Annotated in this window: 24 protein-coding genes and 1 tRNA gene; 17 read left to right on the top strand and 8 right to left on the bottom strand. The window is 52.3% G+C overall.

The annotated features are described in order from the left end of the window. Positions 1-6 precede the first annotated feature (6 nt). Together P2G53_RS08600 and P2G53_RS08595 are read left to right on the top strand one after the other, a co-directional pair. Positions 7-705: a FadR/GntR family transcriptional regulator gene (locus P2G53_RS08600; RefSeq protein ID WP_275816211.1), complete on the top strand. Its 699-nt coding sequence runs from the start codon at positions 7-9 to the stop codon at positions 703-705. A gap of 276 nt (positions 706-981) precedes the next feature. Next, the gene (locus P2G53_RS08595) at positions 982-1,437 is read left to right on the top strand and encodes a hypothetical protein (protein WP_275816209.1); all 456 of its coding nucleotides are present in this window, start codon (positions 982-984) and stop codon (positions 1,435-1,437) included. 46 nt (positions 1,438-1,483) lie between these two features. On the opposite strand, the gene P2G53_RS08590 is transcribed toward P2G53_RS08595, so the two are convergent. Further along, a complete protein-coding gene (locus P2G53_RS08590; protein ID WP_275816207.1) occupies positions 1,484-2,674 on the bottom strand; it encodes a multidrug effflux MFS transporter in 1,191 nt (396 codons plus the stop codon). A gap of 235 nt (positions 2,675-2,909) precedes the next feature. Between P2G53_RS08590 and thrS the strand changes: the two genes are divergently transcribed. The 13 genes from thrS (at position 2,910) to P2G53_RS08525 (ending at position 15,206) form a co-directional block, all read left to right on the top strand. Beyond that, positions 2,910-4,844, top strand: a complete 1,935-nt coding sequence (thrS, locus tag P2G53_RS08585) for a threonine--tRNA ligase (RefSeq protein WP_275816205.1) — start codon at positions 2,910-2,912, stop codon at positions 4,842-4,844. A 44-nt stretch (positions 4,845-4,888) separates the two neighbouring features. Beyond that, entirely contained in the window at positions 4,889-5,392 is a 504-nt protein-coding gene (infC, locus tag P2G53_RS08580) for a translation initiation factor IF-3 (protein ID WP_275816203.1), read from the top strand. Positions 5,393-5,488: 96 nt separating this feature from the next. Further along, complete coding sequence (gene rpmI, locus P2G53_RS08575) at positions 5,489-5,683, top strand: 50S ribosomal protein L35 (protein WP_275816201.1); 195 nt, start codon at positions 5,489-5,491, stop codon at positions 5,681-5,683. A gap of 45 nt (positions 5,684-5,728) precedes the next feature. Then, entirely contained in the window at positions 5,729-6,085 is a 357-nt protein-coding gene (gene rplT / locus P2G53_RS08570; protein ID WP_275816199.1) for a 50S ribosomal protein L20, read from the top strand. A 168-nt stretch (positions 6,086-6,253) separates the two neighbouring features. Next, positions 6,254-7,237: a phenylalanine--tRNA ligase subunit alpha gene (gene pheS, locus P2G53_RS08565; protein WP_275816198.1), complete on the top strand. Its 984-nt coding sequence runs from the start codon at positions 6,254-6,256 to the stop codon at positions 7,235-7,237. Between the two features lie 48 nt (positions 7,238-7,285). Beyond that, entirely contained in the window at positions 7,286-9,679 is a 2,394-nt protein-coding gene (gene pheT / locus P2G53_RS08560; protein ID WP_275816196.1) for a phenylalanine--tRNA ligase subunit beta, read from the top strand. Between the two features lie 16 nt (positions 9,680-9,695). Continuing rightward, positions 9,696-10,001: an integration host factor subunit alpha gene (ihfA, locus tag P2G53_RS08555; protein WP_275816193.1), complete on the top strand. Its 306-nt coding sequence runs from the start codon at positions 9,696-9,698 to the stop codon at positions 9,999-10,001. Continuing rightward, on the top strand, positions 9,979-10,338 hold the full coding sequence (locus P2G53_RS08550; RefSeq protein WP_275816191.1) for a MerR family transcriptional regulator: 360 nt from the start codon (positions 9,979-9,981) through the stop codon (positions 10,336-10,338). The genes ihfA and P2G53_RS08550 overlap by 23 nt, the downstream gene beginning before the upstream one ends. A gap of 114 nt (positions 10,339-10,452) precedes the next feature. Then, positions 10,453-11,685, top strand: a complete 1,233-nt coding sequence (locus P2G53_RS08545) for an FIST N-terminal domain-containing protein (RefSeq protein WP_275816189.1) — start codon at positions 10,453-10,455, stop codon at positions 11,683-11,685. An 83-nt stretch (positions 11,686-11,768) separates the two neighbouring features. Then, positions 11,769-11,845 (top strand) — tRNA-Pro (locus tag P2G53_RS08540). A gap of 375 nt (positions 11,846-12,220) precedes the next feature. Next, positions 12,221-13,297, top strand: a complete 1,077-nt coding sequence (locus tag P2G53_RS08535; protein ID WP_275816187.1) for a TRAP transporter substrate-binding protein — start codon at positions 12,221-12,223, stop codon at positions 13,295-13,297. Positions 13,298-13,367: 70 nt separating this feature from the next. Beyond that, entirely contained in the window at positions 13,368-13,904 is a 537-nt protein-coding gene (locus tag P2G53_RS08530) for a TRAP transporter small permease subunit (protein WP_275816185.1), read from the top strand. Between the two features lie 12 nt (positions 13,905-13,916). Beyond that, entirely contained in the window at positions 13,917-15,206 is a 1,290-nt protein-coding gene (locus P2G53_RS08525) for a TRAP transporter large permease subunit (RefSeq protein ID WP_275816183.1), read from the top strand. Here the strand turns inward: P2G53_RS08525 and P2G53_RS08520 are convergent, their stop codons facing one another. Beyond that, positions 15,207-16,055 (bottom strand): hypothetical protein, encoded by an 849-nt coding sequence (locus P2G53_RS08520; RefSeq protein WP_275816182.1) that lies wholly within the window; start codon positions 16,053-16,055, stop codon positions 15,207-15,209. Between the two features lie 64 nt (positions 16,056-16,119). On the opposite strand from P2G53_RS08520, the gene P2G53_RS08515 reads away from it, so the two are divergent. Together P2G53_RS08515 and P2G53_RS08510 are read left to right on the top strand one after the other, a co-directional pair. Then, the gene (locus P2G53_RS08515) at positions 16,120-17,478 is read left to right on the top strand and encodes a cache domain-containing protein (protein WP_275816179.1); all 1,359 of its coding nucleotides are present in this window, start codon (positions 16,120-16,122) and stop codon (positions 17,476-17,478) included. 14 nt (positions 17,479-17,492) lie between these two features. Next, positions 17,493-18,146: a response regulator transcription factor gene (locus P2G53_RS08510; RefSeq protein ID WP_275816177.1), complete on the top strand. Its 654-nt coding sequence runs from the start codon at positions 17,493-17,495 to the stop codon at positions 18,144-18,146. 122 nt (positions 18,147-18,268) lie between these two features. Here the strand turns inward: P2G53_RS08510 and P2G53_RS08505 are convergent, their stop codons facing one another. The 6 genes from P2G53_RS08505 to P2G53_RS08480 all read right to left on the bottom strand — a co-directional run bounded on the left by P2G53_RS08505 (position 18,269) and on the right by P2G53_RS08480 (position 24,623). Next, the gene (locus P2G53_RS08505) at positions 18,269-19,909 is read right to left on the bottom strand and encodes an acyl-CoA synthetase (protein ID WP_275816175.1); all 1,641 of its coding nucleotides are present in this window, start codon (positions 19,907-19,909) and stop codon (positions 18,269-18,271) included. 100 nt (positions 19,910-20,009) lie between these two features. After that, positions 20,010-20,930, bottom strand: a complete 921-nt coding sequence (locus P2G53_RS08500) for a branched-chain amino acid ABC transporter permease (RefSeq protein WP_275816173.1) — start codon at positions 20,928-20,930, stop codon at positions 20,010-20,012. Positions 20,931-20,940: 10 nt separating this feature from the next. Beyond that, complete coding sequence (locus tag P2G53_RS08495; RefSeq protein ID WP_275816171.1) at positions 20,941-21,828, bottom strand: branched-chain amino acid ABC transporter permease; 888 nt, start codon at positions 21,826-21,828, stop codon at positions 20,941-20,943. A gap of 56 nt (positions 21,829-21,884) precedes the next feature. Further along, on the bottom strand, positions 21,885-23,084 hold the full coding sequence (locus P2G53_RS08490) for an ABC transporter substrate-binding protein (RefSeq protein WP_275816169.1): 1,200 nt from the start codon (positions 23,082-23,084) through the stop codon (positions 21,885-21,887). Between the two features lie 46 nt (positions 23,085-23,130). Next, positions 23,131-23,844, bottom strand: a complete 714-nt coding sequence (locus tag P2G53_RS08485) for an ABC transporter ATP-binding protein (RefSeq protein ID WP_275816167.1) — start codon at positions 23,842-23,844, stop codon at positions 23,131-23,133. Next, the gene (locus P2G53_RS08480; RefSeq protein WP_275816165.1) at positions 23,841-24,623 is read right to left on the bottom strand and encodes an ABC transporter ATP-binding protein; all 783 of its coding nucleotides are present in this window, start codon (positions 24,621-24,623) and stop codon (positions 23,841-23,843) included. Before P2G53_RS08480 ends, P2G53_RS08485 begins: the two co-directional genes overlap by 4 nt. Positions 24,624-24,661: the final 38 nt, after the last annotated feature.

Here is a 24,661-nt window from a genome sequence, read left to right as displayed (position 1 = left end):
GTTAACTTGGCTAAAAGTGATCAGCCCCTGAGTCAGCAGCTGGTGGACCTGTTTGAGTCACAGCTTTTGTCCGGTGAGTTTCTGCCGGGACAATCGCTGCCCAGCCAGCGAGTGTTATCTGATCGCTTTAAAGTCTCCAGATCCACGGTGCGCGAAGCCGTAAAATCGCTCGAGTTGAGTGGGCTGATTGCAACAGAGCAGGGTGCGCGGTCCCGTTGCCTTAATTTGTTAGAACCCTTTCTGGAGATGCCTCAGGAGTCCACTCAAGGCATCAGTTTTCTGCTTCAGGTGATGGAAATGCGCGCTGTGCTTGAGGGGGAGGCGGCTTTCTACGCGGCGCAGAGGGCAACGGCTGAACAGCTACAGCGGATCGATGCTGAGTTTCAGGCAATGCGTCTGCGCAGCAGTGGCAGTACCACGCTTAATAAAGCAAAAGCAGATCTTCGTTTTCATACCTTGATTGCGGAATCAAGCCACCATCTTTTGGTGATCTCCTTCAGCCAACTGTTTTACACCCGCTATTTTAATGCGATCTACAGTGTGCTTGATCTGACGCTGAAAAAGTTCGGCCGTTATCCGGACCGGATCGCATCTCAGCATGGCTCTATTCATCAAGCCATCATGCAGCGCAATCAACAGCAGGCCCGTACCGCTGCGACAGAGCATATCCTCTATACCCGTGATCTGCTTAAGGCATGCGAATAGTCGCTTAAGTCGCCGTTCATTACCTGAATGGCATACTTTTCTGCAGTACCTTCACAGGACTTTTGTTTGGCTAACTTGCTGAATAATAAGGCAGTGTAGAGATTTACAAAACTTTACCTGATCGCAACCCTTATTTTCAGGAAAGTTTGTCACACTGTAAGCCATGTAAGGTGGTTCCAGTGGGAAAGCGTGATTGACCCGGTATGACCGGGTCCTTTTTCCCAAACACCAACAGCGGCGCATTTGTGCCAACCTGCAAAGACATGGGGGTGAACCATGCGAAAATTAACACAATATGCATTGGCGATGGCGATGGCGATGGCGTTAAGTCTGGGTATTGCGGTACCGGCTCTGGCGCATGGCCCTTCTTCAATTCGGGTAGAGCCAACGTATCAGCACTCGGATCGTTACGATCGCAAATATCGAGATGATCACCGTGGTCGTTATGAACGTCACGAGCGCAACAAACATCATAAACATCACGATTATCATCCTGGCAATAATGGCTATCACCGTGGGCACGATAAGTCATGGAAGTATAAAGCCAAACACTATGACCGACATTATCGGCATGACCATCGTTATACCGGCAATTGGGTAAGAGTGTTGCCTAGGAACAGTTATGCTGTTGTCATTGGTGGGGACCTGTACCACCGTTACCGCGATAGTTATTACCTGTCCGGTTATCACAATGGTGAGAAGGTCTTCTTTTCAGTAGACCTCAGGCTGTAAACATTGAGACCCAGAATACTAAAGAGCGCTTCGGCGCTCTTTTTTATTATGTATCAGGGCTGCGTTTAAACTGAAGCAGGCCACGGAAAAAGATGCCGCAGAAGGCGCAGAGCAGCATGACCGTGGCCATAGGCAGCGGTGTGCCGTCGCCAAATACACCAATCAGTGCGCCGCTTAATCCACCCATTGCAAAGCCGGATGCGCCCAGAATTGCGGTTGCTGTTGCACTTGAGTGAGGAAAATACTCAATTGTGCTGGAGGTAGCATTCGCCACCATAATGCCCATGGCACCTACGTACAGAATGATTAAGCCGACGACCGGTATCAATAACAGGTTGTTCGCAAAACTGATATAGGCCCATAACAGGAGCCCTGCGCTGATTTGTATTGCCTGACCCAGGGTCAGAATCTGATGCGGATTAAACCGGTGTAGCAGGCGAATATTGATTCGGTTTGCCGTGATCATGCCAATGATATTGGCACCAAACAGAAAGGGATAGACGGACTCGCTAACCCCAAAAAATTGCATGTACACCAGTGGCGAGCCGGTGATAAAGGCGAACATGCCAGCCATGGCAAAACACTGAGAGAGTACAAAACCCATCGCATACCGATGACTTAAGACACTCTTATAACGTGTCAGAACACTGGTCGAGGCAGGTTGAATTTTCCGGGTTTCAGGCAGCTTAAAATAGAGCATTAATCCAATCAGCAGGCCATAGACCAGCAGAAATTCAAAGATCAGCTTCCAGGAAGAAAGATGCAGTAAAGCGGCCCCGATCATGGGTGCCAGCAGTGGGGCCAGCATCATAATGACTGCAATATTAGAGAGATGCCGTGCGCTATCACGGCCCTGGCTCAGATCACGAATAACCGCAGAGGAGTTTACTACCGCCAGGCCACCGCCGATGGCCTGAATGGCACGACAGAGCCAGAGTGTTTCCATATTGGGGCTGAAGACAATACCCAAAGAGCCCAGACAAAACAGGCTGATACCCCAGCCTGACGCCATACGCCGGCCAAAATGATCTGAAAACGGCCCACCAATCAGTTGACCAAGGGCAAATCCGGCCAGAAAAACACTCAGTGAAAATTCAGCCTGATGGATGCTGACAGCATAAAACTGGGCCATCTCAGGCAAAGCGGGCAGGTAGGCATCCACAGCCAGCGGCGCCATAGCCGTCAACCCGGCTAGCAGATAGATCAGCAGTGTGGTGGGTGCAGCAGGGGCTTGCATGAAAATATGAGAATCCGGGTCTGCGATGAAGGCGTATTGTAGCTGCAGTTTACCCGATTGAGAGGGTTTAGATTTGCAACAGTCTATTGAGGCGGATCGGGTCAGTTACATGGTATTCACAGCGCGTATCCGCTAGAATGCCATCCCCCGGCTACGTACCTGGTTTGTACGATGCCATATGTTGAATAACAGCGTGGCCTGACGTAGGGGTCATGCCTGAGAACAAGGAACCGAAATGCCTGTAATTACCCTGCCTGATGGTAGCAAACGCGAGTTTGCTAATCCTGTCACTGTATTTGATGTTGCCGCTGATATTGGCGCTGGTCTGGCAAAGGCTGCGCTGGCCGGAAAGGTCAATGGCAAGCTGGTAGATACATCCTACACAATTGATGCCGACAGCGATCTGGGTATTGTGACAGCACGGGATGAGGACGGCCTTGAAGTGATTCGCCACTCCTGTGCGCACCTGATGGCTATGGCGGTGCAGGACCTGTTTCCTGGTGCGCAGGTGACCATCGGGCCGGTAATCGAAAACGGTTTCTACTACGATTTTGCCTACGAGCGACCTTTTACCCCTGAAGATCTGGAAAAGATCGAAAAGAAAATGCAGGAACTGTCAAAACAGAACCTGCCGGTCAGCCGTTCGCTGATGAGTCGCGACGAAGCGACCGAGATGTTCCAGAAAATGGGTGAGACCTACAAGGTTGAACTGCTGCAGGCAGTACCTGATTCTGAGGACCTGTCGTTCTACTCGCAGGGCGATTTTATTGACCTCTGCCGTGGCCCGCACGTACCGTCTACCGGGCACATCAAAGCTTTCAAACTGATGAAAGTTGCTGGTGCATACTGGCGTGGTGATTCCAACAACGAGATGCTGCAGCGTATTTACGGCACTGCCTGGGGTGATAAAAAAGACCTCAAGGAATACCTGCACCGCCTGGAAGAAGCGGAAAAACGTGATCACCGTAAACTGGGTAAACAGCTGAATCTGTTCCATTTGCAGGAAGAAGCGCCGGGCATGGTGTTCTGGCATCCGCATGGCTGGACGCTGTATCAGCAGATTGAACAGTACATGCGTCGCAAACAGCAGCAGCATGGTTATGACGAGATCAAAACCCCGCAGGTTGTGGCACGTACCCTGTGGGAAAAATCCGGTCACTGGGACAAGTTCTCTGATGAGATGTTTACCACTCATTCAGAGAATCATGACTTTGCCATCAAGCCAATGAACTGCCCGTGTCACGTGCAGGTATTTAATCAGGGCATTCGTTCTTACCGTGACCTGCCGCTGCGTCTGGCTGAGTTCGGCTGCTGTCACCGTAACGAACCTTCCGGTGCGTTGCATGGCATTATGCGTGTACGTGGTTTTGTGCAGGACGATGCGCATATCTTCTGTGCAGAAAACTCGATTCAGTCTGAAGTGGCGCGTTTTATCGAGTTTCTGGATGAAGTGTATGCGGATTTCGGTTTTACCGAGGTTATTTACAAGCTGTCGACCCGTCCCGAACAGCGTGTAGGCTCTGACGAAGTTTGGGATAAAGCCGAAAAAGCGCTGGCGGATGCACTGGATGCTGCTGGCCTGGAGTGGCAGGAGCTACCGGGTGAGGGTGCTTTCTATGGACCAAAGATTGAGTTTTCTTTGAAAGATTGCCTCGGTCGTGTCTGGCAGTGTGGTACTATTCAGGTCGATTTCTCGATGCCGGGCCGACTCGGTGCACAGTTTGTCAATGAGCAGGGCGAACGCGAAACACCGGTCATGCTGCACCGTGCAATTCTGGGTTCCTTTGAGCGATTCATCGGAATTCTGATCGAAAACTTCGCCGGTGCGTTACCTACCTGGTTGGCGCCGTTGCAGGTTGCCGTGCTGAATATCACTGATAAACAGTCTGAATATTGTAAAAACATCGTAAATGAGCTTGCAGATCAAGGTTTTCGTGCCGAAGCGGACTTGAGAAATGAAAAAATCGGCTTTAAAATCCGCGAGCGTACTTTACAGAAGGTCCCTTACCTGCTGGTAATTGGGGACAAAGAAGTCGAGGCAGGTGCTGTCGCGGTGCGTACCCGTACCGGTGAAGACCTTGGTTCCATGCCTCTGAGTGAATTTAAAGCCTTACTTGGCAGAGACGTCGCCAGGAAAGGTCGTCATGACTCCAACGAGTTAGGAGAATAACTATCAGGCGTGAATCTAAACGGGGCGCTCGCCGTGAGCAGCCCATGATCAATGAGCATCTGCTGACTATCGCAACCGAATGCAGGCTAATTGGTCCCGACGGCACCCAGATTGGTGTGGTAACGATTAATGACGCTCTTGAGGCATCTCAGGAAGCGGGACTTGATCTGGTAAAAATTTCTGATGCTGACCCCATCGTCTGTAAGGTGATGGACTACGGCAAACACCTCTATGAGCTGAAGAAAAAGGCCAACGAGGCGAAGAAGAAGCAGCATCAGATTCAGATCAAGGAAGTGAAATTCCGTCCTAATACGGAAGAAGGGGATTATCAGGTAAAACTACGCAACCTGATACGTTTCCTTGAAGCAGGAGACAAGGCCAAGATAACCCTACGGTTTCGTGGTCGTGAGATGGCTCACCAGGAGCTGGGCATGCAGCTGATGAACCGGGTTGAAAAAGACCTGGAAGAGTTAGCAGTAGTTGAACAGCGCGCAAAAATGGAAGGCCGTCAAATGACCATGGTGTTGGCTCCGAAAAAGAAAAAGTAACGCGCTGCGTTTAAACCCGTGACTGCCTTTTTGGCGGCTGCGGGTTTTTCGTTGTTTCGCGTGAAAAAACTAAACGAATGCGTGGAGATTTTTGTAATGCCTAAAATCAAATCTTGCCGCGGTGCGGCTAAGCGATTCAAGAAAACTGCGAACGGCTTCAAGCACAAGCAGTCCTTCACTAGTCACATTCTGACCAAGAAGAGCACTAAGCGTAAGCGTCAGCTGCGTCCAATGCTGCAGGTTCATGCTGCAGACAAGGCGCTGGTTCGTCGCATGCTGCCGTACATTTAAGTACTGCTTTTTTCAGTTAACAGAATATAGATAGGAAGGTAAATCATGGCTCGCGTAAAACGTGGTGTTATTGCACGTCGTCGTCACAAAAAGATCCTGAAAAAAGCAAAAGGTTACTACGGTGCTCGTAGCCGAGTATTCCGCGTTGCTAAACAGGCAGTTATTAAAGCAGGTCAGTATGCATACCGCGACCGTCGTCAGCGTAAGCGTCAGTTCCGCGCTCTGTGGATTGCACGTATCAACGCTGCTGCGCGCATCAACGGTCTGTCTTACAGCCGTTTCATCGCTGGTCTGAAAAAGGCTAACGTTGAAATCGACCGTAAAGTACTGGCTGATCTGGCTGTACACGAAGCTGGTGCCTTTACCGCTGTTGTAGAGAAAGCGAAAGCTGCTCTGGCATAAGGTAACCCGCCTCTTGTAGGTCGAGTATTAGCAGGGGAAGGGTGTAAACTCTTCCCCTGTTTTTTTGATGCGTTTGCCGAGTGTTCGTCTGAGTACTGGGCAAACGTATTAGTCAGGGGGCACTCCACGGAGCCCCTGCAGTAAACCTCCTTTTATCGGAGCCGGATAATGGAAAACCTTGAAATCCTGTTGGCAGCAGGTAAAGAAGCGGTCGCGCAGGCGACGTCAACTCAGGACCTGGATCAGGTCCGGGTACAGTACCTGGGTAAAAAAGGTGAACTGACCGCATTGTTGAAAAGTCTGGGTGGTTTGTCTGCTGAAGAACGCCCAAAGGCGGGTGCGCTGATCAATGAAGCGAAAGACGCGCTGCAGGACGCCATCAACCTGCGCAAAACTACGCTGGAAAGTGCTGCGCTAGAAGCCAAACTGGCGGCGGAAACCATTGATGTGACTCTGCCAGGCCGGGGCCAGAATCTGGGTGGTCTGCACCCGATTACCCGTACCCTGCAGCGGATCGAAGCGTTTTTTACCGGCATCGGTTACAGCGTGGAAGAGGGTCCGGAGATCGAGGACGACTACCATAACTTTGAAGCCCTGAATATTCCATCGCACCATCCGGCTCGTGCGATGCATGACACCTTCTATTTCAATGCCAATACACTGCTGCGTACCCATACCTCCGGGGTTCAGGTACGTACCATGGAAACGCAGAAACCGCCTTTGCGGATTATCTGTCCGGGTCGGGTGTATCGCTGTGATTATGATCAGACCCACTCTCCGATGTTCCATCAGGTGGAAGGTCTGATTGTCGATAAGGACATCAGTTTTGCGGACCTGAAAGGCACACTGGAACAGTTCCTGCGTGAATTTTTTGAAGAAGATGTGAATGTGCGTTTCCGTCCATCTTACTTCCCGTTCACCGAGCCATCGATTGAAGTGGATATTGACCGCGGTGATGGTAAATGGCTTGAAGTATTGGGCTGCGGCATGGTGCATCCGAAGGTATTTGAAGCATCCGGGATCGATCCTGAAGAGTTTACCGGCTTTGCCTTCGGTATGGGGGTTGAGCGTCTGGCGATGCTGCGTTACGGCGTGAATGACCTGCGACTGTTCTTTGAGAATGATCTGCGATTTTTGCATCAGTTCAACTGAGGCACAGCAGGTTCAGGACAGTAAACAGAATTTTTTCGGATACCTATTATGAAATTCAGCGAACAGTGGTTACGTGAACTGGTCAATCCGGCCATCGATACTCAGGGACTGGTGGATCAGGTCACCATGGCGGGTCTCGAAGTCGACGAAGTAGAGCCGGTGGCCAAAGCTTTCAGCGGTGTGGTTGTTGGAGAGATCCTGACCGCCGAACAGCATCCGGATGCGGACAAATTGCAGGTGTGTCAGGTCACTGACGGCACGGAAACCTTTCAGGTAGTCTGTGGTGCGCCCAATGCACGTGCTGGTCTGAAAACCGCATTTGCCACGTTGGGTGCGGAGCTGCCAACCCCAGATGGCACTGTTTTCAAAATCAAAAAAGCCAAACTGCGTCAGGTTGAATCCTTTGGCATGCTGTGCGCCGAAGATGAACTGGGGATTGCGGACAATCATGCCGGGATTATGGAACTGCCTGCGGATGCACCAGTAGGCACCTGTCTGCGTGACTATCTGAATCTGAATGATCAGGTGATTGATGTTGATCTGACGCCTAACCGTGGCGACTGCCTGAGCATCATTGGTCTGGCCCGTGAAGTCGGGGTGCTGAATAAAGCCCCGGTGGCGGATGTGCCGGACACTGAAACCGCTCCCGTGATTGATGATACTTTCCCTGTGACCCTGGCTGCGCCGGAGGACTGCCCGCGCTATGTGGGCCGGGTGATTCGTAATATCAACCCTCTGGCAGAAACACCGGTCTGGATGCAGCAGCGTCTGGAACGTTCCGGTATTCGTTGTATTGATCCGGTGGTGGATGTCACCAACTACGTGCTGCTGGAATTTGGCCAGCCGATGCATGCCTTCGATCTGGATAAACTCAGTGGTGGCATAAACGTGCGCCGCGCAGAGCAGGGCGAGAAGCTTGTACTGCTGGATGGTCAGGAGATTGAGTTAAATGCCGACACGCTGGTGATTGCCGATGCTAACGGCCCGGTGGCTATGGCCGGCATTATGGGTGGCGAGCCCACCAGTGTGACCGACGCAACTCAGCACATTTTCCTGGAGAGTGCGTTCTTTAATCCGATTTCCATTGCTGGTCGTGCCCGCAGTTATGGTTTGCACACTGATTCATCGCATCGCTTTGAGCGTGGTGTTGACTGGCAGTTACAGGTACGCGCCGTTAACCGCGCCACTCAATTGCTGCTTGATATTGTTGGCGGTGAAGCAGGTCCTGTGATCGAAACTGTTGAAACGGAGGCGTTACCTGCCAACCGTCAGGTGCGTCTGCGCCAGAGCAAAATCGACGCCATGCTTTCATTTGCAATGCCTGCAACTGAGGTAGAGGAGATTCTGACCCGCTTAGGCATGATTGTAGAACCCTCCGCCGTTGCCGGTGAGTGGTTGGTGAGTGTGCCTTCTTACCGTTTTGATATTGCACTGGAAGTGGATCTGATCGAAGAGTTGGCGCGGGTTTACGGCTACAACAACCTGCCGGTACGTACGCCAACCGCCAGTCTACCGCTGAAATCAGATGACGAAACGCAGGCTAAAATTGGTACCTTGCGTCGTTCTCTGGTCGCGATGGGGTATCAGGAAGCGATCACCTACAGCTTTATTGAAGCGGGTCTGCAGAAACAGTTTGATGACCAGTACGAGGCACTGGCCCTGGCGAACCCGATCTCTGCCGAGATGGCGGTGATGCGAACAACGCTGTGGCCTGGACTGACTAAAGCACTGCAGTATAACCAGAACCGCCAGCAGTCACGTGTACGCCTGTTTGAGACAGGTCAGCGTTTTCTGGCAGAAGCTGACACTGTCGTACAGGAAAATGTGCTGGCTGGCCTCATCAGCGGCAAGCGTCAGCCTGAAGGCTGGCAGGCAACAAAGGACGTGGTGGACTTTTTTGACCTGAAAGGTGATGTCGAAAACCTGCTGGCCCTGGCCGGTGCTAAAGGTGAGTTCACCTTCGTTGCAGATCGTCATGTTGCTCTGCATCCGGGACAGACCGCCAGAATTGAAAAACAGGGTGAAACTGTCGGGTTTATGGGTGCGCTGCATCCGAATCTGATCAAGTCTCTGGATCTGGATGGCCCGGTCTATCTGTTTGAAATCCGCTTGCAGCCGCTGCTGCGGGGTGTGTTGCCGCGCTATCAGGAAATTTCCAAGTTTCCTGAGTCCCGCCGTGACCTGGCTGTCGTAGTAGACGAGCAAGTAGCCTTCGAGCAGGTGAGGGCACTGGCCTCTGAAAATGCAGGCAGTTACCTCAAACAGATCACCCTTTTTGACGTATATCAGGGCCAAGGTATTGATCCGGGACGAAAAAGTCTTGCTTTGGGCTTGACGTGGCAGCATCCTTCGCGCACTCTTAATGACGAAGAAATAAACAGCGCAGTGGATGCAATCGTCTCTGCGCTGGCCAGTACGGTGGGTGCTTCATTGCGAGAATAGCGTCAAAGGTGAATCTATGGGCTCGTTGACCAAAGCAGATATGGCTGAACGCCTGAATGAAGATCTGGGTTTAAATAAACGTGAAGCCAAAGAGATGGTGGAATCGTTTTTTGAAGAGATCAAAGCCTGTCTTTCAAACAACGAGCAGGTAAAACTGTCCGGCTTTGGGAATTTCGATCTGCGTGACAAACGTCAACGCCCGGGTCGAAATCCTAAAACCGGTGAAGAAGTTCCCATCTCCGCCCGTCGAGTAGTTACTTTCAGACCTGGGCAGAAACTCAAGGATCGTGTTGAAGCTTATGTCGGAGACGGATCAGAGTAACGCTACCGAGGCCACCATCCCCGGCAAGCGTTATTTTACGATCGGTGAAGTGGCTGCGCTGTGTGATCTTAAAACTCATGTTCTGCGTTATTGGGAAAAAGAGTTCGAACAGATCGCACCGGTAAAACGCAACAACCGCCGCTATTATCAACGCCAGGATGTGATTCTGATCCGGCGTATCAAATCCCTTTTGTATGAACAGGGTTATACCCTGACAGGTGCCAAGCAGTTTTTGACTGGTGATCATAATGAAGATGATCAGACCCGTTATAAACAGCTGTTGCGCCAGACCATTGCTGAACTTGAGGCTCTGTTAGCCTCCACTCGGCGCAGCTAACTGCTACTTAAGTAGCAAGCCTCATGTCCCCTCTACTTTCTCTGCCAAACGCCGATATGATTTGGGCTAATACGCGACTGTTACAACGCGCTTTAACCCTGCGGAAGGAAACCGATGAGTGATTGCATAAAAGTCGGCATAGGCCACGCAACTTCAGCCAGACTGGCGGCTGAGCAGGCCCATGCGGCAACGCCGAAAGCTAACCTGGTACTGTGCTTTATCAATGCAGCACTGGATGTAGCTGCATGTTATGCCGATGTCCGGGATGTTTTTGGTGACAAGGTGCCCATTGTAGGTGGCAGCTCCGTCGGTGAGCTCTCCTCAAGGTTGACTGCACCGCAGGACAACACTGTGGTTATCATGAGTTTGCAGAGCAGTTACCTCAGTGTGGGCATTGGTGTGGGTGAAGATCTGACCGCTTCCCCACGCAAAGCAGCGATTACTGCTCTTGAGCAGGCTCAGGCAAGGTTGCACACCAATCCTACCGTCATGTCTCTGATGACCATTGCACTGGAATCCAAAAAACCCACTGAAGCCAGCCGTATCAAACCTTTTGTCAAAATTGTGTTGCCTGATGGGACCTCTGAACGGGAAGAGCCTTTTCTGCGGGCGCTGATGAATGAAACCGGGCGTTCTCCCCAGATTATTGGAGGCTCCACCGCGTCACTGCCGGAGGTCAAAAATAGCTATCAGATCTGTGATGGGGTATTTCAGGACAGTGCGGTATTAACCAGTATCAGCACAGCGCTGAAAATGGGTACCGCCATTGGTCAGCCCTATTTGCCCGCTAGCAGAGGGGTGGTGATCACCAGCGGCGAAGGACGAGTGGTGAAAGCTTTTAATGGGAAACCGGCTGCAGAAGTGCTGAAAAAACTGCTGGGCTGTGACGAACTCACGCCTGAGGTGTTTGCTCAAAACCCGTTCGGGGTTCAGTCTGCCGATGTGTTTGCTGAATACACCATAAAAAGCGCCCGTTGTGTGAACCCGGACCAGAGTGTCAGCTTCTATTCTGCGATTACTAACGGTAGCTTTCTGCGCCAGATGAAGACAGACCGCAACACCGCTGAGAGTCTGTTTCGCAAGGCGCTGGAACGCGCCATCATTGATGCCGGACGACCAAAGAAGATCGCAGGGATAATTGTTTTCAACTGCATTCTGCGTCACTTGCTGAAGTGCCGGTTGGAGATTGATGATGCTGCAATCATCCGTGATGTCTGTGGTCAGGACGTGCCTTTTATCGGGTTTAACACTTTCGGGGAGCAGGGTGCGACCCTGGGTGGATCACTCGGACACTATAATCAGACAGCCTCAATTTTGGTGATTGGTGACGAAGTCATCACCCAATAAGCCACAGAAAAATTCTTCACACATTCAGGGCGTTAGGGTACTATAGCGCCCTCTTAATCCGCGGCAGCGGATCATGCCTGAGTCGGGGCGTAGCGCAGTCTGGTAGCGCACTTGCATGGGGTGCAAGGGGTCGGAGGTTCAAATCCTCTCGTCCCGACCAATTTTGTCATTTCTGGCAGTTCTTACATATCTCAGTTTCGTCAACTCCGCTATTCGATTTATTCGCCCGGTCACAACCCTGTGCGGTTATCACAGTTTTCTCTCTATCATGATCCAAATTTTCTTGGGCAAAGAATAATCCTCATACACGCTTAGCTCAGCAGCGCGCTCAAATATCCGTATTACTACGTAGGCTTAAACTTTAGTTTTAAGGGTTTCCTCGCAGGGCATTTAACGGGTTAGTGCGCATGTGAATGCGCTAAGACTGTGCCACACTTATTCTAATAAGTTTTAATGAAGCGATGACAGCTGCTGTGAGCATGGAGATCCTTCAGTTGTGATCAATCCAGAGTGAGAGAAGAGGAAAACAATAAAAATGTTGAAACTGAAGATGGCACAAAAACTTGCTGCTGTAGCCGCCTGTGCTGCAGTACTGGCAAGCCCGCTGGCGATGGCTGAAAAAGTCTATCGTCTGAAACTGGCTGAAACCTGGCCAACTAACTTCCCGGTTTTTGGTGATGCACCGAAAAACATGGCGGCGATGGCAGAGAAAATGTCTAACGGCCGTCTGCAGATCACCATCGACTCTGCTAACAAACACAAATCTGCCTTTGGTGTGTTTGATATGGTGCGCTCTGGCCAGTATGACATGGGCCACTCTGCGTCCTATTACTGGAAAGGCAAAGTACCTAACACCCTGTACTTCACCACCATGCCGTTTGGGATGACTGCGCCTGAGCAGTACGGCTGGTTCTATTTCGGTGGCGGTATGGAGCTTATGAGTGAGGTGTATAGCGAGTTTGGTTTGCTGTCATTTCCGGGCGGTAACACCGGTAACCAGATGGGCGGTTGGTTCCAGAAAGAGATCAAGTCACTGGATGACCTACAGGGTCTGAAAATGCGTATTCCGGGTTTTGCAGGTGAAGTGCTGGCAAAACTGGGTGCAAAACCGACCAATATAGCACCGGGCGAACTTTATACTGCGCTGGAGCGTGGCACGATTGACGCGCTGGAGTGGGTAGGTCCTTCACTTGACCTGCGCATGGGCTTCCACAAAATTTCCCCATTCTATTACACCGGCTGGCATGAACCTGCGACTGAGCTGCAGTTCATGGTGAATAAAAAAGTGTGGGATAAGCTGCCAGCAGACCTGCAGGAAATTCTGCGCGTCTCTATGCGTACTGCTGCGTATGACATGTATACCCAGTCTTACCATGCTTCTGCAGAAAACTGGGTCACCATGAAGCAGGAGTTCCCGAACATTCAGGTGAAAACCTTCCCGAAAGATGTAATCGCCGCCATGCGTAAAGCCAACGATGAACTGTTGGCCGAGAAAGCAGCTGAAGATCCAATGGCTAAAAAGATTCTGGACTCTCAGGCTGAGTACATGAAGAAAGCTCGCGCCTGGACAGATATCTCTGACCGCGCCTACCTCAACAGTCTGTCTGACTGATAAAAACAGACATCCGGGAGGCTCCACAAGAGCCTCCCGTTCGTTTTTCTTGAACGCGTAAGAAAGGGTGATGTCGATGTTGCGATTGGAAGCGATCATAAACCGATTTTCCGATCTGCTGGGGAAAATCTCCGCAGTGCTTTTTGTTCTGATGTTATTCAATGTGTTTATCGACGTAGTGATGCGTTATGCGTTGAATGATGTGTCGATTGGCATGCAGGAGCTGGAATGGCACCTGTATGCAGCAGTATTTCTGTTAGGTGTACCCTATACGCTGCGTGCCGGTGGGCATGTAAGGGTTGACCTGATCTATGAGCGTCTCTCCGATAAATCACAGGCCTGGGTCGATATTTTTGGCACTCTGTTTTTACTTTTGCCGTTCTGTGCACTGGTGGCCTGGTATGGCTATGGTTTTGCAATGGAGTCATACAACCTTGGCGAAACGTCCGGTGACCCGGGTGGACTGCCGTACCGCTGGGTAATTAAGGCGGTCATCCCGTTTTCTTTTGTCGCTATGGTGATCAGTGGTTTTGGTCTGCTGGTTAAATCCGTGAACGTGTTATTGGGTCTGCGTCCGCAAGACCATTACGAAGCGCCACAGCAGTAAGGAGTCACACACATGATCGGTATTGTGATGTTTTTTGTGGCCCTGGTGATGCTGTTAGTTGGCTTCCCGGTGGCCTTTACCTTTGGTGGTATTGCCCTGATTTTTGGTGTGTTTGCAGAAGGTCCTGATATCTTTGCATTTATGCCGTTCCGAATTCAAAGCATCATGGAAAACACGGTATTGATGGCAGTACCGCTGTTTATATTCATGGGCCTTGTGTTACAGAAAACCAAGCTCGCGGAACAGCTGCTGGAGTCGATGGGGAAACTCTTTGGCGGTGTGCGTGGTGGTCTGGCGATTTCAACGGTACTGGTTGGCGCTTTGCTGGCGGCCTCCACCGGTGTGGTGGGCGCATCTGTGGTAGCGATGGGTCTGATCTCGCTGCCGGTGATGCTGAAGTACAAGTACGACAAGTCTCTGGCCTGCGGCACCATCTGTGCCTCCGGTACCCTAGGGCAGATTATTCCGCCTTCAATCATTCTGATTATCCTGGGTGATGTGCTGGGCATTCCAGTGGGGGATCTGTTCAAAGCCGCAGTTGCGCCGGGCCTTGTGCTAATCGGTATCTATGTAATCTATATTCTGATCTATACTTGGCTGAAACCAGAGTCTGCACCCGCCCTGCCGCTGGATGATGATGTAGAGAATAAGCGTCAGCAATATCGTAAAGCACTGATTGCGATTGTGCCGCCTCTGGCGCTGATTCTGGTGGTACTGGGTTCGATCTTTGCCGGTATCGCAACACCCACGGAATCTTCTGCTCTCGGGGGTGTGGGTGCGCTGATTCTGGCGGTGATGTACCGTCAGTTCAGTTGGAAGATGGTTATGGACTCAGCTACCGAGACGGTGAAAGTAACCGCCATGGTGTTTGCGATTCTGCTGGGTGCGACCGCCTTCTCCATGGCCTTTACCTACACCGGCGGTGATTACATTGTCGAAGAAATTCTGACCGATCTGCCCGGCGGTGCCACAGGTTTCCTGTTGTTGTCCATGCTGGCGATTCTGGTGCTGGGTTTCTTTATCGACTTTGTTGAGATCAGCTTCATTATTGTGCCGATTCTGGCACCGGTGGCCGATGCTCTGGGTATTGCGCCTGTGTGGTTTGCGATTCTGATTGCAATGAACCTGCAGACCAGCTTCCTGACACCGCCGTTTGGTTTCAGTCTGTTCTACCTCAAGGGTGTGGCGCCGCCGCAGGTTCGCACCATTGATATCTATCGTGGGGTGGTGCCGTTCATTCTGATGCAGATTGCGGTGGTGCTGTCGATTCTGATCTTCCCGGGTTTCTACGGACTGGTCTGATCAGCCTGAAATCTGCTGCAGGATATTGGCAAGTCCGGTCTCCTGCAGCAGCTTGATCTGTATTTGATCTTTGACCAGCAGGGAACCGGTAAACGCTAACGCATTAAATGAAATACCGCAGGCGGATTCGGCTACCCGCGGTACCAGCATCATCCATGACTGAGTCAGAAGCAGGTTATAGGGTTTCTCAATCTGTTGATCCTGAACTTCAATAGCCAGTGTCATGCGTAGCCGGTCATAAAATTGTTGCAGGTATTGGCTGCCTTCCGATTCCGGTAGTTGAAACAGGTCGTTGGGCAGGGCAAGAGCCGCGTGTTGGAAAGGGAGCGTCTCGAGCTGACGCGGCACCTGATCATGCAGGGCTTCAAATTGTGGTGTAAAGGGTAGGTGCGTTTCTGGTGTCAGGGGGATCAATTGCAGATGTTTATGTGATTGACTGGCACCGGCAACAGCACCACTGTTATAAAACGCCAGTGCCGGCGCTGCCTGCATCGCTTTGAACAGTGCGCTGAAGTCGGTTTGCTCGATGATCCGGGTCTGAGGCACAAAGGTCTTGGTGATCAGCAGCAGATGCAGGTCAAACACGTTGTATTTGTTCAGAACCCAGAGGTGCTCAGGGCCTGCCTCGCACACAACCAGACTGGGTTCGGGCGGTAAAAACGGATTGATGGAGGCTTCGGTGCTAGTTGCAGGCTGCGCTTTTAAGCGTAGCGCTTCCAGTACCCGAACCCGCCAGTTGAGATCGCCCTCACGCAGGTCAACCGAGGTGGTAGGCAGACTCAGGAGCGTGCCGGAGTTTAGGGCTGCCTGTTTTACTTCGGCGGCTTGTTGCCATAACGGTAAAAGCATCACCCGTTCCTTTTTCGGCTTTGTATACTACGAACATAACGCTTGATAATAAAAACAGCAGAAGATGTTAAACATTGCCACCTCTTTAAGAACGAAAATCCTGTTGCTGGCGATTCTGCCGCTGACGGTGGTGACCGTGCTTGTCACCCTGATCAGTATGAATCAGGCCCGACACCTGTCTGAGCAGGAGATCGCCACCTTCGAGGAAAACCTGCTCCGCTCCAAACGCATAGAGCTGATGAACTATGTCGATATGGCAATGAACTCCATTGCGGATATCGTAGAGCAGGGTGAGCCAGGTGATCCGGCGGTTGAGGCTGAACTGACGCGTATCGTGAATAACTTTACCTATGGTGATGACGGTTATTTTTTCATGTACACCCTTGAAGGGGTGAATCTTGTACATCCTATTCAGCCCGAACTGGTGGGACAGAATCTGTATGACCTGCAGGACCGCGAGGGCCGTTATGTCATTCGTAATCTGCTGCGACTGGCCCAGGAGGGCGGTGGTTTTTTCCGTTATCTGTGGGAAAAACCCTCACGCGGTGATCTGGAAGACAAGCTCAGCTACGTGGTGATGGTGCCAAAATTCAACTGGATGATCGGTACCGGGCTGTATATCGATGATATCGCCAAAGAGGTAGCGGCGATCCGGCTGAAAGTCACTCATAACATCCGGAATACCTTTTTTACGGTGGTTGCTATTCTGGCAGCGACCCTGGTGGTGATCGCGTTGGTGGGGGTAGCGATCAACGTACATGCGACTCAGTTTGCGGATAAAAGCCTGCGGCATATGGCGCACAGATATGTGCAGTTTCAGGTGGCCCAGCGACGTAATTTCGCCCGCGAGCTGCATGACGGTATCAACCAGATGATGGTCTCGGTGAAATTTCGCATTGAGCTGGCGCTGGATAAACTGCATGCCGGTAAAGGTAACCTTGGTGAAGATCTCGAAAAGGCCCATCAGGTGCTGGATCAGACGATTCAGGAAGTCAGACGGTTGTCACACGATCTGCGCCCCATTCTACTGGATGACCTGGGGCTGGAATCGGCGCTGCAAAGTCTGCTGGATGATTTTGTCCTCAGAACCGATATCAGCATGGAGGTCAGCCTGAACCTGCCGGACGCGCGGTTGCCGGATGATATTGAAATCACCCTTTATCGCATGGCGCAGGAGGCACTGACCAATATCGAGCGGCACTCCGGGGCGACGCAAGTCAGTCTGAAAATCTGGCAGGATCATGGTCATGTCTGGCTGGAGATCAAAGATAACGGCAAAGGTTTTCAGGCCGGAGATGAAGAGCACACCGGTATCGGTTTGCTGAATATGCGTGAACGAACCGAGTTGCTGAGCGGCACCTTCCATCTGCATAGCCGTCCCGGATTAGGCACTGTGTTACGGGCGGGATTTGGGGTTTTATAAAGGTATAGAAGCTGATGAGTGAAGAGATCATTCGTGTTTTATTGGTGGATGATCATCCGCTGGTACTGGACGGTATTGAGGCGCGACTGGCGCAGGAGCCTTCAGTCGAGGTTATCGGCACTGCCAATAACGGTGAACAGGCGCTGGCACTGGCAGCAGAACTGAAGCCGGATGTGGTGTTGATGGATATCTCCATGCCGGTGATGAATGGATTTGAAGCGACTGAGCGCTTTCGTGAACAGATGCCGGATATCAGGGTGCTGATTCTGAGCATGCATGATGACCGGGAATACATCATGAAACTGGTACGCTGCGGGGCGTCCGGTTATGTGTTGAAAGATGTCTCTTCACGTGAACTGATTCATGCGATTCAGACTGTCTCGACCGGTGCCAGTTACTTCAGCTCCGGTGTTTCACAGACCCTGTTCAGTGCGCCAGCAATGATCCCTGCAGAACCTGAACCGTCGCTGCCGGATCCATTGACCCCCAGAGAAACCGCCGTGCTCAGGGCGATAGCAGAAGGTTTGAGTAACAAAGAAATCGCCCGGCAACTGGATATTTCTGTGCGTACCGTGGAGACCCACAGGCTTAATATCAAGCAGAAGCTGGATCTGCAGACGACCGCTGCCCTGGCGCGTTACGCCATTGAAAAAGGGCTGCTGGATTAGGCCGTAAAAAAGCCCTCCGGAGAGGGCAAAAAGGCACCGAACCAAAGCTCAGTTTTTGCAGAGTCTACGTACAAATCCGGTTTGAAACCTCATGTTGCCTGCCGCGACTCGGGCGGCAGGTTTCATTCGGATTCAGTTGCATTGGCCTGTTCACGCAGCAGAAACTTCTGGATCTTACCGGTAGAGGTTTTTGGCAGCGGGCCAAACACCACATGACGAGGCGCTTTAAAGTGCGCCATATGCTCCCGGCAGAATTTAATGATCTCTTCTGCAGTGACCTCTTTATCGCAGTCTTTCAGGGCGACAAAAGCGCAGGGCGTTTCACCCCATTTCTCATCAGACTTGGCGACTACAGCGGCTTCCTGAATCATTGGGTGGCTGTACAGTACATCCTCCACCTCAATGCTTGAGATGTTCTCACCGCCGGAAATAATGATGTCTTTGGAGCGGTCTTTAATTTCGATATATCCATCGGCATGCCAGACCGCCAGATCGCCGGAGTGGAACCAGCCGCCATCAAACGCCTTGGCGGTGGTTTCCGGATTTTTCAGGTAGCCTTTCATCACCAGGTTGCCCTGCATGAAGATCTCACCCATGGTTTTACCATCCTGCGGCACCGGTTGCAGCGTGACTGGGTCAGCCACCATCAGGCCATCCAGCATAGGGGCGCGCACACCCTGACGGGCTTTGAGTCGGGCTTTTTCTTCCAGTGTTTTATCGTCCCACTCTTCATGCCAGACACAAACCACAGAAGGACCGTAGGTTTCGGTCAGCCCGTATACGTGGGTGACGGAGAAACCGAGTTTTTCCATGCCGGCAATGACAGCAGCCGGTGGCGCAGCGCCAGCGGTCATTACTTTTACCGGATGCTCAATGCCCGCCTTCAGGGCGTCATCCGCGGAGTTCAGCATGTTCAGGACAATCGGAGCACCACAGAAATAACCGACTTTTTCAGATTTGATCAGATTGAAGATATGGTCCGCACGGACGTGGCGCAGGCTGACACTGACACCTGCCATGGCAGCGATGGTCCAGGGGAAACACCAGCCATTGCAGTGGAACATCGGCAGGGTCCAGAGGTAGACCGGGTGCTGCTGCATGCCCCAGGAGATCGCATTACTGACCGCGTTCAGGTAGGCGCCACGGTGATGATAGACCACACCCTTAGGGTCGCCGGTAGTGCCGGAGGTGTAGTTCAGCGTGATCGCATTCCACTCATCCTTAACCCGAGGCCAGACAAAATCGGCATCGCCGCTGTCCAGCAGAGCTTCATACTGGGTCGCACCGATCAATTCACCTTCGGTGTAGTACGGATCGTCAATATCAACCACATACGGGGGGGACTCCAGCATCGTCAGCGCGGCTTTGACAACCGCACTGAACTCGCGGTCCACAATCAGTACCTTGCTCTCAGCGTGTTTGAGAATAAAGGCAACAGCTGCCGAGTCGAGACGGGTATTGATGGAGTTAAGCACAGCACCGCACATCGGCACGCCAAAGTGCGCCTCAAAATGCTCTGGTAGGTTGGGGGCCATAATCGACACGGCTTCGCCTTTTTTAACGCCCAGTTTTTGCAGGGCACTGGCCAGTCTGCAGCAGCGTTGATAGACCTCTTTCCAGGTGCGGCGAATTTCGCCATGCACGGTTGCGACGCGACTGGGATAAACAGTGGCGGCACGCTCCAGATACGTCAGAGGCGAGAGTGCAGTGTAGTTAGCCTGATTCTGGTCCAGATTGGTTTCGAAGGCGGAATTATTATTCATGGTTTTCCCTCGTGAGCTTTTGAACCTGCGGGCTCCGCGTCAGCAGGTTTAGGTCAATTAGTACCTGACGGGCGGTGTCTTGGTCGGACACCGTCCGTTGTTAAAAATTATCGCGTTTAAATTTAGCCAGCTGGCCAACAATGCCGCTGCGAAAACTCAGTACACAGATGACAAACACAGCACCCATGATGATATGAATGTAGTTGCCCAGCTCGCCTCCTGACAGGTAGTTCTGCATGGTGACTACAAATCCGGCACCCACCAGAGGACCGAACAGGGTGCCAACACCGCCCACCAGCGTCATCAGAATGACTTCGCCCGACATATGCCAGTGCACATCAGTCAGTGAGGCCAGCTCAAAGACCAGAGACTTGGTGGCGCCAGCCAGACTGGCCAGTGCTGCCGAGATAACAAACGCCAGCCATTTATAGCGGTTTACGTCATATCCCAGCGAAATGGCGCGGCTCTCATTTTCGCGAATCGCTTTCAGTACCTGCCCGAAAGGTGAGTGCACGGTGCGGTTGATCAGCCAGAAGCCAAAGCAGAAGATGGCCAGCACGAAGTAATACATCACCATGTTGTCGGACAGATCGATCAGACCAAACAGTGCGCCACGGGGAATCCCCTGCATACCGTCTTCACCATGGGTGAATGGTGCCTGCACGTAGAGGAAAAACGTCAGCTGGGCGAGTGCCAGTGTCACCATGGCGAAGTAAATGCCTTCACGTTTGACCGCCAGGGCGCCGTAGACTGCACCCAGCAGACCACCGGCAATCGTGCCGGCAATGATCGCCAGTTCAGGGGTCAGACCACTGTTGATCATCAACCAGCCGGTGACATAACCACCGGTTCCCAAAAAGGCCGCATGGCCAAACGAGAGCAGTCCGGCAAAACCCAGCAGCAAGTTAAAGGCACAGGCAAACAGGGCAAAACAGAGTACCTTGGCGAGAAACACCGGGTAGAGCACCAGCGGTGCCAGCAGGGCCAGAGGCAGCAGAATCAGTAGCAGTTTTTTATTCATGATGGATACCTCAGGCCTCTTTGCCGAACAGTCCGGCGGGTTTAAACAGCAGTACAATCACCATGACCAGGAAGATCACCGTGGTGGAGGCTTCCGGATAGAAATATTTGGTCAGACCTTCGATGACGCCCATGCCTAAACCGGTCAGGATGGCACCACCGATCGACCCCATGCCGCCGATAACCACAATGGCAAACACGACGATCAGAATGTTGGAACCCATATCAGGTGATACGGAATACACCGGGGCCGCCATAACGCCTGCCAGACCTGCCAGCGCAACGCCAAAACCGAAGGTCAGGGTCACAATCAGCGGCACATTGATGCCAAACGCCTGCAGCAGTTGCGGGTTCTCGGTGCCGGCGCGCAGGTACGCACCCAGTTTGGTTTTTTCAATCATCCACCAGGTGCCAATACAAACCACCACAGAAACCAGAATGATCCAGGCACGGTAATTGGGCAGGTACATAAAGGGCAGTTTGGTGCCACCCTTCAGGGCGTCAGGAATCGGATACGACAGGCCTGAAGAACCAAACAGGTGAGTGAAAATACCCTGCAGCATCAGGGCCAGACCAAAGGTCAGCAGCAGACTGTAGAGGTGATCTTCGTTAGCGATGCGACGGATCAGAAAACGCTCCATCAGAATGCCGACCAGACCCACTGCCAGCGGGACCAGAATCAGGGCAAACCAGTAGTTGATGCCCAGATATTGCATCCCCAGCAGGGCAGCAAAGGCACCCAGCATATACATGGCACCCTGAGCAAAGTTAATGATCTTCAGCAAACCGAAGATGATCGCCAGACCCAGGCTCAGCAGGGCGTAAAAAGAGCCATTGATCAGCCCGATCAGCAACTGGCCGAACAGGGCAAACAGGTTAATATCAAACAGACTTGCCATAGTGGACTCAGACCTTACTCAGTAAATCGGGGGAGGGGTGAGCCTCCCCACGCCGGTTATGAGCTGAAATTACATTCCGCAATCATTGGGTTGTAAGCCTCGTCGGCTGGGATAACCTCAATGATTTTGTAGATGTCATTTTTGTTTTTGCGCTCAGCTGCCGGTTTGATCTCTACCAGCAGCATGTCGTGCACCATGCGTCCATCGGCACGCAGTTGAGCATTGCGGGCAAAGAAATCTTCTGGCTTGGTCGCTTTCATCTGTTTCATCACGGCATCCGGCTCATCAGTACCCGCCGCTTTAACCGCGTTCAGATAATGCAGAGTGGCGGAGTAGGCACCGGCGTGTGCCATGGATGGGATGGCGCCGTGACGCTCTTCAAAACGTTTGCTCCAGGCACGGGTTTTCTCATCCATGTCCCAGTAGAAACCGGTGGTCAGCCGCATGCCGGCTGCAGTGGCAGGGTCCATAGCCTGTGCGTTAGGGGTGAAGACCAACAGGCCTGCAACATCCATGGACTGGGTCAGACCAAATTCAGCGGCAGCATTCAGAGCGTTGACGGTGTCGTTACCGGCGTTAGCCAGGGCAACTACATCTGCGCCGGATGACTGCGCCTGCAGTACGTAAGATGAGAAGTCAGTGGTACCCAGCGGGGCACGTACACTGCCAACCACTTCACCGCCATTCTCTTTGATCACGCCGGTAGAAACGTTTTCCAACGCATGGCCGAAGGCGTAATCAGCTGTGATAAAGAACCATTTTTTCTTGCCGGATTTCACCAGTGATTTCACGGTACCGTTGGCCAGTGCCACAACGTTATAGGTCCAGTGCGCGATGTAAGGTGAACAGGCTTTGGTGGTGAAAGAGTTGGAAGCCGAGCCGGTAATCAGGGTGATGTTTTTGCTGGTGTTGGTGACCTGTGTGACAGCACCGGTGACGGCAGAAGAGACCAGACCGCCGATGGTATCAACGTTATCGCTTTCAACCCACTGGCGGGCAATCGCAGAGGCAACATCGGGTTTCAGCTGTGAATCCGCTGTCACCAGTTCAATCGGGCTGCCCAGTACCTGACCCCCAAAATCCTCAATTGCCATCTGGGTTGCAGTCACACAGCCGGGACCACACAGGTCAGCATAGGTGCCCCCCATATCCGCCAGCACGCCGATTTTGACTTTGCCATCCGGTGCAGCCACTGCTGAAGTTGCCAGTGCGCCTGCGATCAGTGTGGTCAGGAGTCGTTGTTGCAGTGTTTTCATTTGGGTCTCTCCGAGTATTTTTGTTATTGATCTCAGAAGGTGTGGGTTACACACCCAGATAGGTGTTGAGTAGTTCGGTTTTCTCTGCCAGTTCGTGTGCAGCAATCTCTTCCACAATGTGGCCATGCTCCATCACGTAGTGACGGTCAGCGATGGGGGCCGCAAAGCGGAAATTCTGCTCCACCAGCAAAATGGTCAGGCCGCGATTTTTCAGCTGTACCAGCACTTCGGCCAGCTTCTGCACAATCACCGGTGCCAGACCTTCGGTGATCTCATCCAGCAGCAGAATATTGGCGCCGCTGCGCAGGATGCGGGCCAAGGCCAGCATCTGCTGTTCACCACCGGACAGGCGAGTGCCCTGGCTGGTGCGGCGTTCATACAGGTTGGGGAACATGGCGTAGATCTCATCCACCGACATGCCGTCAGACCGAACCGCCGGGGGCAGCATCAGGTTTTCTTCCACGTTCAGGCTGGAGAAGATGCCGCGTTCTTCCGGGCAGAAACCCAGTCCCAGATGGGCGATACGGTGGGCGGGCAGGCTCATAGTATCGTTGCCATTCACAACGATCTGGCCACTGCGTTTACCCACCATATTCATGATTGCTTTGAGGGTGGTGGAACGACCTGAGCCGTTTCTCCCCAGTAAGGTGACCAGCTCACCCTGCATCACGGTCAGGTCAATGCCATGCAGGATATGGGATTCACCGTAGTATGCATGCAGGTTGTTGATGCGCAGTTTTTCACGATGATTCGGACTCATGAGGCCTCCTGTACAGCATCGGCTTCAGTGCCCATATAGGCTTCGCGCACCTGAGGATCGGCGGAGACCGTGGCGTAATCGCCTTCCGTGAGAATAGAGCCGCGCTGCAGCACGGTGATGCGATCTGCCAGGCGGGAAACCACGTGCAGGTTGTGTTCCACCATCAGGATGGTGCGGTCTTTTGATACCTGTTTGATCAGGTCAGTCACCATGCCCACATCTTCATGGCCCATGCCCTGAGTCGGTTCATCCAGCAGCATCAGCTCCGGTTCCAGTGCCAGGGTGGTAGCAATCTCCAGCGCCCGTTTGCGTCCGTAGGGCAGGTCTAGGGTTTTGCTCTGGGCGAAATCAGCCAGACCGACGGATGCCAGCAGCTCCATGGCGCGGTCGTTAAGACGGTTCAGTACTTTGTCAGAACGCCAGAAGTGAAAGCTGTTGCCCTCTTTGCGTTGCAACGCGATGCGGACATTCTCCAGCACCGACAGGTGTGGAAAGACCGCAGAGATCTGAAACGAGCGGATCACCCCAAGCCGGGCAATCGCTGCAGGGGTCTCGGTGGTAATGTCGCGACCATTAAACACAATGCTGCCGGAGGTTGGCTGCAGGAATTTGGTCAGCAGGTTAAATACGGTGGTTTTACCGGCACCATTGGGTCCGATCAGAGCATGGATATGCCCTCGGGTAATCTGCAGATTGACATCATCTACAGCGGTGAAGCCTTTGAAGGCTTTTGTAAGGTGGCGGGTTTCAAGAATGAAATCCTGTTGCGGTTCGGACATGTTAATCGTTCTCTTCGCACAGCGGCGCAGCCGTGACC

The organism is Neptuniibacter sp. CAU 1671 (genome assembly GCF_029222905.1).
In the GTDB taxonomy this organism is placed as follows: domain Bacteria; phylum Pseudomonadota; class Gammaproteobacteria; order Pseudomonadales; family Balneatricaceae; genus Neptuniibacter.
This window is presented reverse-complemented; position numbering and strand designations above follow the sequence as displayed.